Annotated in this window: 4 protein-coding genes; 2 read left to right on the forward strand and 2 right to left on the reverse strand. The window is 68.4% G+C overall.

From position 1 onward, the window contains the following. Nucleotides 1-415 precede the first annotated feature (415 nt). Together GA0115259_RS32350 and GA0115259_RS32355 are read right to left on the reverse strand one after the other, a co-directional pair. Nucleotides 416-2,164 (reverse strand): glycoside hydrolase family 6 protein, encoded by a 1,749-nt coding sequence (locus tag GA0115259_RS32350; RefSeq protein ID WP_093603564.1) that lies wholly within the window; start codon nucleotides 2,162-2,164, stop codon nucleotides 416-418. After that, the gene (locus GA0115259_RS32355) at nucleotides 2,161-3,645 is read right to left on the reverse strand and encodes a cellulose binding domain-containing protein (protein WP_093603566.1); all 1,485 of its coding nucleotides are present in this window, start codon (nucleotides 3,643-3,645) and stop codon (nucleotides 2,161-2,163) included. Before GA0115259_RS32355 ends, GA0115259_RS32350 begins: the two co-directional genes overlap by 4 nt. A 259-nt stretch (nucleotides 3,646-3,904) precedes the next feature. Between GA0115259_RS32355 and GA0115259_RS32360 the strand changes: the two genes are divergently transcribed. Together GA0115259_RS32360 and GA0115259_RS32365 are read left to right on the forward strand one after the other, a co-directional pair. Next, complete coding sequence (locus GA0115259_RS32360) at nucleotides 3,905-6,862, forward strand: glycoside hydrolase family 48 protein (protein ID WP_093603568.1); 2,958 nt, start codon at nucleotides 3,905-3,907, stop codon at nucleotides 6,860-6,862. A 258-nt stretch (nucleotides 6,863-7,120) separates the two neighbouring features. Then, nucleotides 7,121-8,746 carry a M4 family metallopeptidase gene (locus tag GA0115259_RS32365; RefSeq protein WP_093603570.1) on the forward strand — a complete coding sequence of 542 codons (1,626 nt, stop codon included), beginning with the start codon at nucleotides 7,121-7,123 and terminating at the stop codon, nucleotides 8,744-8,746. The last annotated feature ends 267 nt before the right edge of the window (nucleotides 8,747-9,013 follow it).

Here is a 9,013-nt window from a genome sequence, read left to right on the forward strand (position 1 = left end):
GACGCCAGGCCAGCCAGTCGCCGGCGCGGTGGCGCTGCCAGCCGGCGGGCGCCGGCCGCCGGGCGGCCTCGTACAGGGCCTCGTGGCCCGTGCCACCGGTGGACGGCAGCCGGTGCGGTGCGTCGTAGAAATGCCGGTCGGCATCGCAGAATACGCCGTAGCCCTTGTTCACACGCGCTCTCCTTCGGCCGGTGACACTGCCAACGGTGTCAGGCCGCAGAAGCGTGAGTAAGTCGTCGATGTCACCTCTCCGCCGTGGACTACTCACGAGTAATCGGCGCCGGTGCGGGCAGGGAAGGCCCGGAAAAGGACCGGCAAGGACCGGGCAGGACTGGCAACCGGCAAGGACCGGCGGACACTCAGGTCCGCCGGTCCCGTGGTGCCCGGTGCTCTACAGCGTGCGCCGCAACGTGCTCTACAGCGCCGGGTACGCGTTCTTCAGCAGCTCCTGGAACTGCGCGGAGAACCAGTCACCGGAGAGCGGCGCGTTGGCCAGAGCGCCCGACAGATTGTTGTTGTTGCGCGGGTTGCCGGTGTACGTCGGGTCACACATCCGGTCGAAGCCCTTGCCCTGGTCGTTCGGGATCTCCTTGCTCGCGCCGTCGGACTCGCCCGGGGGCTTCATCCAGACGTACGCGTCGATCCCGGCGGCGGGCGCCGCCTTCGGCCGCTCACCGAGTCCGGCACCGGCCTGGTTGCACCAGTTGCCCAGGTGGATCCTGCGGTCGTAGCGCCCGCCGTCCACATAGGTGTCCACACTGGTCTGCGCGCCGGGCCCGGCAGGCCTGGCCGTACCGCCCCAGCCGTTGCGTGAGGTGTCGATCAGCATGCCGACGCCCGAGGGGAAGCCGGCACGGACCGCCTCCTGGCGGAAGGCCTGCGCGAATGACTGCTCGTCGACATAGCGGTTCCAGTCCACCCACTTCGACTCACGGACCGACCTGCCGGCCACATTGTCGTTGATGGTGAAGTTGTTCTCCTTCGTCGCACCGTAGTTGGCGGTGTTGACGATGAAGCCGTGCACCTTGTCGACGGTGCTGCCCTCGGCGGTCGCGGCCTGCTTGAACATCTGTGCCGTGGCGCCGAAGTTGTCGTCCCAGCCGAGCCAGCCGTGGTGTCCCGCATCCACATAGTTGTAGACGTTGGAGACGGCGCCCAGGTGGTTCAGGGCGTAGCCGACTCCCTTGACATAGTTGCCGTTCGCCTTCATCACATCGCACTGCGGAGTGGCGGTCGGCCGAGGTGTGACATTGGTGACCAGGTTGGGCAGCGAGTCGATCTCGACGGTCGTCACGATCCGCAGGCTCGCGTACTTGCTGTCTCCGAGGATGGCGGCGATCGGGTCGATGTACTCGGTCTTGTAGCGGTCGATCTCCGTCGGGCCGAGCTCTCCGTTGGAGGCGAGCGCGGAGCAGTCACGGCCCGGCAGGTTGTAGATGACGAGCTGGACGACGAGCGGCTGGCCGGCCGCCTGCCGCAGCGCCTCGTCGAGATGGTCGCGCAGGCCCATTCCGTTGCCGACGCCCTCGATGGCCGCGATCCGGTCCAGCCAGACACCGGTGGGCTGGTTGGAGACCTTGGTGCCGCCCGGCTCGGCGGCGGCCTTCGCGGACCACTCCGGGTTCACATACACCCCGGCGCCCACGTACGGATTGTCGACCTTGGAGCCGGCCGGCGGCGGAGTGGTCGGCGGATCGGTGGGCGGCGGAGTCGTGGGATCACCGCCGCCCGGTGTGTTGCAGGTGACGCCGTTGAGCTTGAAGACGGTCGGTACGGCATTGGTGCCGGTCGCCGAGGCGTTGAAACCGAAGGACGCCGAGGCGCCGGTGGCCAGCGCGCCGTTCCAGGCCGCGTTCGCGGCGGAGACCGCGGCGCCGGTCTGGGTGATGGTCGAGTTCCAGCCCTGGGTCACCTTCTGGTTGCCGGCGAAGCTCCACTCCAGCTTCCAGGAGCTGACCGCGTCACCGGTGTTGGTCACACTGACATTGGCGGTGAAGCCGCTGTCCCACGAGGTCTGGATCTTGTAGTCGACGGTGCAGCCGGCCGCCGCCGCGGAGGCGGGCCCGTCCAGCACGATCGCGGTGCCCGCCGCGGCGGCTATCAGGGCGCTCGCGGTGATCAGCGCCGTACGGGCGCGGCGCGGTGGAACGGTGGTGCGGCTCATGAGAGTCCCTTCAGATGGTTACGGAGTCCGGCGCCGAAATTGGTCGGCGTGCCGTTGTAATCGCTGATCAGAGAGGGTCCTGAGGAGCAGTCCCAGGTGTTCCAGGTCCACCCGAGATAGGAGGCGCCACGGCCGTCGAGCCAGGCCATGACCCGGTCGAGATAGCTGTGCGAGCAGGTGTTCTCGCCGATCTCGCCCGCCACGAACGGCACCTGGGCCGCCACTGGGGCGAGCTGTTCGTTCCAGCAGCTCTCGTTGACGCAGACATTGAAGTTGTACGAGTGCCAGGCGGCGGCGACATTGGACACCGGGTCCGCCGGACGGTATTTCAGCCACTGGCGCAGGTCGTTGGCGTACGCGACGCCGGGGATCAGCACCAGATTCCGGGCGCCGGTGGCCCGTACCGCGTTCAGCAGCGACTGCATGCCCGCCACCGGGAAGTCGATCCCGGGACAGGTGCCGCCGTCGCGCCAGCAGGTCCAGGCGGCGTCGATGTCGCTGGTGGCGCGGTCCGGGAACGGCTCGTTGAAGAGATCGAAGACCACCGCCTCGTCGTCCTTGAACGTCTGGGCGACCGAGGTCCAGAAGGCCGGTGTGTACTGGGCGTTGGGCATCGGCTTCTGGCAGGTGGCGTACTCGGTGTCCGCGCAGTGGTTGTCATTGCCCGTGTACCTGCCGTGGGACCAGTGCAGTTCGAGGACCGGCGTGATGCCGTGCGCCTCCAGCCGGTCCACGAACTGCTCGACCGCCCGGATGTAATTCGTCCCGGCGTAGGCCGGGTTGATATGCGGCAGCCCGAGCCAGCACTCCTCGTTCAGCGGCACCCGTACGGTGTTGACCTCCCAGTCCGCGATGGCCCGCACCGAGGCGTCGTCGACCGGGCCGTCGAAGATGCCATGGCCCTGGACGCACATGAACTCGCCGCCGGAGCGGTTGACGCCGAGCATGCGCCGTACCGTCCCGTTCTCGTCGACCAGCTTGTTGCCCGAGGCGCGCAGCTTCGGCGGTGCGCCGCCCGGCTCCGGCGGCGGATCGGTCGGCGGATCGGTGGGATCACCCGGTCCCGGCTCTCCGTCGCAGGCGACACCGTTGAGCCGGAACGCGGTGGGCGGGGGATTGGACCCCGACCAGGAGGCGATGAATCCGGCGCCGACCGAGCCGCCGGCCGGAATCGTGCCGTTCCAGCTCTCATTGACGACGGTCACGGTCCTGCCGGACTGTGACCACTTCCCGTTCCAGCCCTGGGCCACCTTCTGGCTGCCCGGGAAGTCGAAGGCAAGAGTCCAGTCGGTCACCGGGCTCCCGTTGTTGGTCAGCGTGACACCGCTCTGGAAGCCGCTGTCCCACTGACTGGTGACGCTGTACTCGACGGTGCAGACGGCCGCGGTTCCCGACGCGGCCGTCGGCTGGACAAGGGCGGTGCCCGCCACGGCCAGGGCCGCGGCGCAGAGCAGCGCGCCGAGGCGCGGTGGTGCTCGCATGGAGCGACTCCTCGGTGTCGATACGCCACCTGACACGGCGTATGACTGATGGAAGCGCTCCCACTGGTTGCGTTCGACGGTAGCGCCGAAGTGGCGTGAGTCAACAGCGCGGTTGACTTCTTTTATCGACCAACTCGCTTGGACGTGCGTCTTGTTCAAACTCTTGACACCTTCCCGGTCCCGCTCGACGCTTGGGAGCGCTCCCACTGGTTCGCACTTCCGCCCCACACCCGCACCGGACCGCGAGGAGGACCACCCCATGCTCGGCTTACGAGGCTCACCGCCAGGCGCGCCACCACCGTTCGGAAGACGTCGCCGGGCGCGTGGCACTCGCCGGCTGCTGACCGCGCTGGCGGCGGCCCTGTCCCTGCCGCTCGCGCTGACCGCGGCCAACAGCACTCCCGCACACGCCGCCGCGGTCCAGTGCGGTGTCGACTACAAGACCAATGACTGGGGTTCCGGCTTCACGGCCGATCTCACGATCACCAATCGCGGTACGGACCCGATCGACGGCTGGACGCTCACCTACGCGTACACCGGCAACCAGACGCTCACCAGCGGCTGGAACGGCACCTGGACACAGTCGGGCAAGGCCGTCACCGTCAAGAACGCCGCGCACAACGCGCGGATCGCGCCCGGAGCCTCGGCGGGCGCGGGCGCCAACTTCAACTACAGCGGCACCAACACCGCGCCCACCGCCTTCGCCGTCAACGGAGTGACCTGCGCGGGCGCGCACCAGCCGCCCATCGCCGTACTGACCAGCCCGGCTCCCGGCGCGCTGTTCACCGCGGGCGGCACCATCCCGATGGCCGCCACCGCTGCCGCCGCCGACGGTGCGGGCATCACCAAGGTCGAGTTCTACAGCAACACGACACTGCTCGGCACCGACACCACCTCGCCGTACACCTTCGACTACACCAATGTGCCCGCCGGTGATCTCTCGCTGTACGCCAAGGCCTACGACGGCCAGGGCGCCTCGGCGGAGTCCACTCCGGTCGGCGTGCGGGTCGCCGCGGGTCCCTCACTCGTCGCGAGCCCCGCCCAGCTCGGCGTACGGCAGGGCGCGACCGGCACGTTCGGAGTGAAGCTCTCCGCACGGCCCACCGCTCCGGTCCAGGTCACCGTGGCCCGCACCGCGGGCAACACCGCTCTCACCGTCACCGCGGGCAGCAGCCTCACCTTCACCACCGCCAACTGGGACACCGCGCAGCAGGTGACGGTCTCCGCCGCGGCCACCGGCACCGGCTCCGCCACCTTCACCGCGACCGCGCCAGGACAGACCAAGGCCGAGGTGACCGTCACACAGCTCGCCGCGTCCGGCGGTTACGACGCCCGTTTCCTGGAGCTGTACGGCAAGATCACCGATCCGGCCGCCGGTTACTTCTCGCCGGAGGGCATCCCGTACCACTCGGTGGAGACCTTGATCGTCGAGGCGCCCGACCACGGGCATGAGACGACCTCGGAGGCGTACAGCTATCTGATCTGGCTCCAGGCCATGTACGGCAAGGTCACCGGAGACTGGAGCAGATTCAACGGTGCGTGGGACACCATGGAGCGTTACATGATCCCGACCCACGCCGATCAGCCCACCAACAGCTTCTACACCGCCTCGAAGCCCGCCACCTACGCGCCCGAGTGGGATCTGCCCTCGCAGTATCCCTCCCAGCTCAACGGCGGTGTCCCGGTGGGGAGCGACCCGATCGCGGGCGAGCTGAAGAGCGCCTACGGCACCGACGACATCTACGGTATGCACTGGATCCAGGACGTCGACAACGTCTACGGATACGGCAACGCGCCCGGCAAGTGCGAGGCGGGACCGGCCGACCAGGGCCCGTCGTACATCAACACCTTCCAGCGCGGACCGCAGGAGTCCGTCTGGGAGACCGTGCCTCAGCCGACCTGTGACGCGTTCAAGTACGGCGGCAAGAACGGCTATCTCGACCTGTTCACCGGTGACGCCTCCTACGCCAAGCAGTGGAAGTTCACCAACGCGCCCGACGCCGACGCCCGCGCCGTCCAGGCCGCCTACTGGGCCTCGGAGTGGGCCAAGGAGCAGGGCAAGGGCAGCCAGGTGGCGGCCAATGTCGCCAAGGCGGCGAAGATGGGCGACTATCTCCGCTACGCCATGTACGACAAGTACTTCAAGAAGGTGGGCGACTGCGCGGGCGAGACCGCCTGCCCGGCCGGCAGCGGCAAGAACAGCTCGCACTATCTGCTCTCCTGGTACTACGCCTGGGGCGGTGCCACCGACACCTCGGCGGGCTGGGCCTGGCGTATCGGCTCCAGCTTCGCCCATGGCGGCTACCAGAACCCGATGGCCGCGTGGGCGCTGAGCTCGTACGCGGACCTCAAGCCCAAATCGGCCACCGGCCAGCAGGACTGGAGCACCAGTCTCAAACGGCAGATGGAGTTCTACCGCTGGCTCCAGTCCTCCGAGGGCGCCATCGCGGGCGGCGCCACCAACAGCTGGCAGGGCCGATACGCCCAGCCGCCGGCTGGGACCCCGACCTTCTACGGCATGTACTACGACGAGGCGCCCGTCTACCACGACCCGCCGTCCAACCAGTGGTTCGGCTTCCAGGCCTGGTCCATGGAGCGCGTCGCCGAGTACTACCACCAGACCGGGGACAGCGCGGCCAAGGCGGTGCTGGACAAGTGGGTCGACTGGGCCCTGTCCGAGACCACCGTCAATCCGGACGGCACCTACCGGATCCCGTCCACCCTCCAGTGGTCCGGCAAGCCCGACACCTGGAACGCCACCACTCCCGGTGCCAACGCCGGTCTGCATGTCACCGTCGCCGACTACACCAATGACGTCGGTGTGACCGGTGCCTACGCCAAGACGCTCTCCTACTACGCGGCGAGGTCCGGCGACACCGCGGCCAGGGACACGGCCAAGGCGCTGCTCGACGGGATGTGGGACCACCACCAGGACGCCCTGGGCATCGCCGTTCCCGAAACCCGTACCGACTACAGCAGGTTCGACGATCCGGTCTATGTCCCGAGCGGCTGGACCGGCACCATGCCCAACGGCGACACGATCAACTCCGCCTCCACCTTCGACTCGATCCGGTCCTTCTACAAGAGCGATCCGGCGTGGTCGAAGGTCGAGGCGTATCTGCGAGGCGGAGCCGCGCCGAGCTTCACCTACCACCGGTTCTGGGCACAGGCGGACATCGCACTGGCCCTGGGCTCGTACTCCGATCTCTTCGAGTAAAGCCTGTCTCGCCGTCCGACCGCGGAGGGTCCCGGCTGTCGCCCGCCGGGGCCCTCCGCTCCCAACTGCTCCTCCACTACGCCCGTTTGATGTCCGTATGCCGCGCGAAATTGACAACACAAGGTCAAATCCTGGTAAGCGATCTATTGCTGAGTGTCCGAACGATGTCACTCTCTGGACGGCTCGACGCGCGTTGATCACGCGACGGGCTCCCCCACAGAAGGGCCGTCCAGGCGGTCCATCACTCTTGGAGACTGAGTGAGACTCGTAGCTTCCAGCCCCCGCAAGAACACCGTTCGTGTCGCGGCCCTCGTCGCCTCCGCCACCATGGTGGTCGTCGGCATCCAGTCGGGAACGGCCAGCGCCCAGCCCGATCTCTCGCGTGAACGCGGTGCCACCGCCGTCCTGTTCACTCCCGCCGAGCGCGTCGCGGCCATCCAGTCCGCCCAGGCGGACACCGCGAGCGAAGCCGCGTCCCTCGGACTCGGCGCGCAGGAGAAGCTGGTCGTCCGTGATGTCATCGAGGACGCCGACGGTACGGTGCACACCCGGTACGAGCGGACCTACGCGGGACTGCCCGTGCTCGGCGGCGATCTGATCGTCCACCGGGCGCCGGCCGGCGGGCGCAGTGTCACCAAGGCGACCTCGGCCCGAATAGCCGTGGCCTCCACCGATGCCCGGATCGCCTCGGCCACCGCCAAGTCCAGCGCCCTGAAGGCCGCTTCGGCGGAGAAGACCGCGAAGCCCGCGGCCGAGTCCGCGCCGCGCAAGGTGATCTGGGCCGCCACCGGCGCTCCCGTGCTCGCCTGGGAGACCGTGATCAAGGGCGTCCAGCCGGACGGCACGCCGAGCGAATTGCATGTCGTCACCGACGCGGCCACCGGCGAGGAGCTGTTCCGCGACGAGGCCGTCGAGACCGGCACCGGCACCGGCGCCTACAGCGGCTCCGTCACGCTCGGCACCACCAGGAGCGGCACCACGTACAACCTCACCGACGGCACGCGCGGCAGCCACAAGACGTACGACCTGAGCCAGGGCACCTCGGGCACCGGCACGCTCTTCACCGACGCCGACGACATCTGGGGCGGCGGCCGGCAGAGCGCCGCCGTCGACGTGCACTACGGCGCCGCGACGACCTGGGACTTCTACAAGAACGTGCTCGGCCGCAACGGCATCAAGAACAACGGTGTCGGCTCGTACTCCCGCGTCCACTACGGCAACAACTACGTCAACGCCTTCTGGCAGGACAGCTGCTTCTGCATGACGTACGGCGACGGCTCGGGCAACACGCACCCGCTCACCTCGCTCGATGTGGCCGCCCACGAGATGAGCCACGGTGTCACGGCCGCCACGGCCGGTCTGGTCTACAGCGGCGAGTCCGGCGGTCTGAACGAGGCGACCTCCGACATCTTCGCCACAGCGGTGGAGTTCTACGCCAACAACCCGAGCGACCCGGGCGACTACCTCATCGGCGAGAAGATCAACATCAACGGCAACGGCACGCCGCTGCGCTACCAGGACAGGCCGAGCAAGGACGGCGCGTCGAAGGACTACTGGTCCTCCACGCTGGGCAATCTCGACGTCCACTACTCGTCGGGCCCGGCCAACCACTTCTACTATCTGCTCTCCGAGGGCAGCGGCGCCAAGACCATCAACGGCGTGAGCTACAACAGCCCCACGTCCGACGGCTCGACGGTCACCGGCATCGGCCGGGACAAGGCCACGCAGATCTGGTACAAGGCCCTCACCACGTATATGACGTCCTCCACCAACTACGCCAGGGCACGCACCGCCACCCTGAGCGCGGCGGGCGCGCTGTACGGCACGACCAGCGCCGAGTACAAGGCGGTCGGCGCGGCCTGGACCGCCATCAACGTCAAGTGACCTCACGCAAGTGACCCGTCTCTGACTCCGCACCGTACGGGTTCGGACAGGTGAATACCCCGCCACCGCAGCCGGTCTCTCTCCGAGGCCGGCTGCGGTGTGTCCGCCGCCCGGTGGTCCGACCAGAGCCGACGAGCTCACGGGGCATGGCCCTCCACCGGTCGGCGCGCTCCGGGTGAGGGATCGGGGTGCGCGAACTAGGGTCCGATCATGGCCGGAGACGCAGCGCGGGACAGCGGAGCGGCGGCGGGGGGGGCCCGCCCCGCC

The sequence above is a fragment of the Streptomyces sp. MnatMP-M17 genome, from assembly GCF_900091995.1.
Lineage (GTDB): Bacteria > Actinomycetota > Actinomycetes > Streptomycetales > Streptomycetaceae > Streptomyces.

Bases quoted from the DNA above. Each gene is read 5' to 3' on its own strand.
- GA0115259_RS32350 (WP_093603564.1), bottom strand. From the start codon at position 2,164: ATGAGCCGCACCACCGTTCCACCGCGCCGCGCCCGTACGGCGCTGATC.
- GA0115259_RS32355 (WP_093603566.1), bottom strand. From the start codon at position 3,645: ATGCGAGCACCACCGCGCCTCGGCGCGCTGCTCTGCGCCGCGGCCCTG.
- GA0115259_RS32360 (WP_093603568.1), top strand. From the start codon at position 3,905: ATGCTCGGCTTACGAGGCTCACCGCCAGGCGCGCCACCACCGTTCGGA.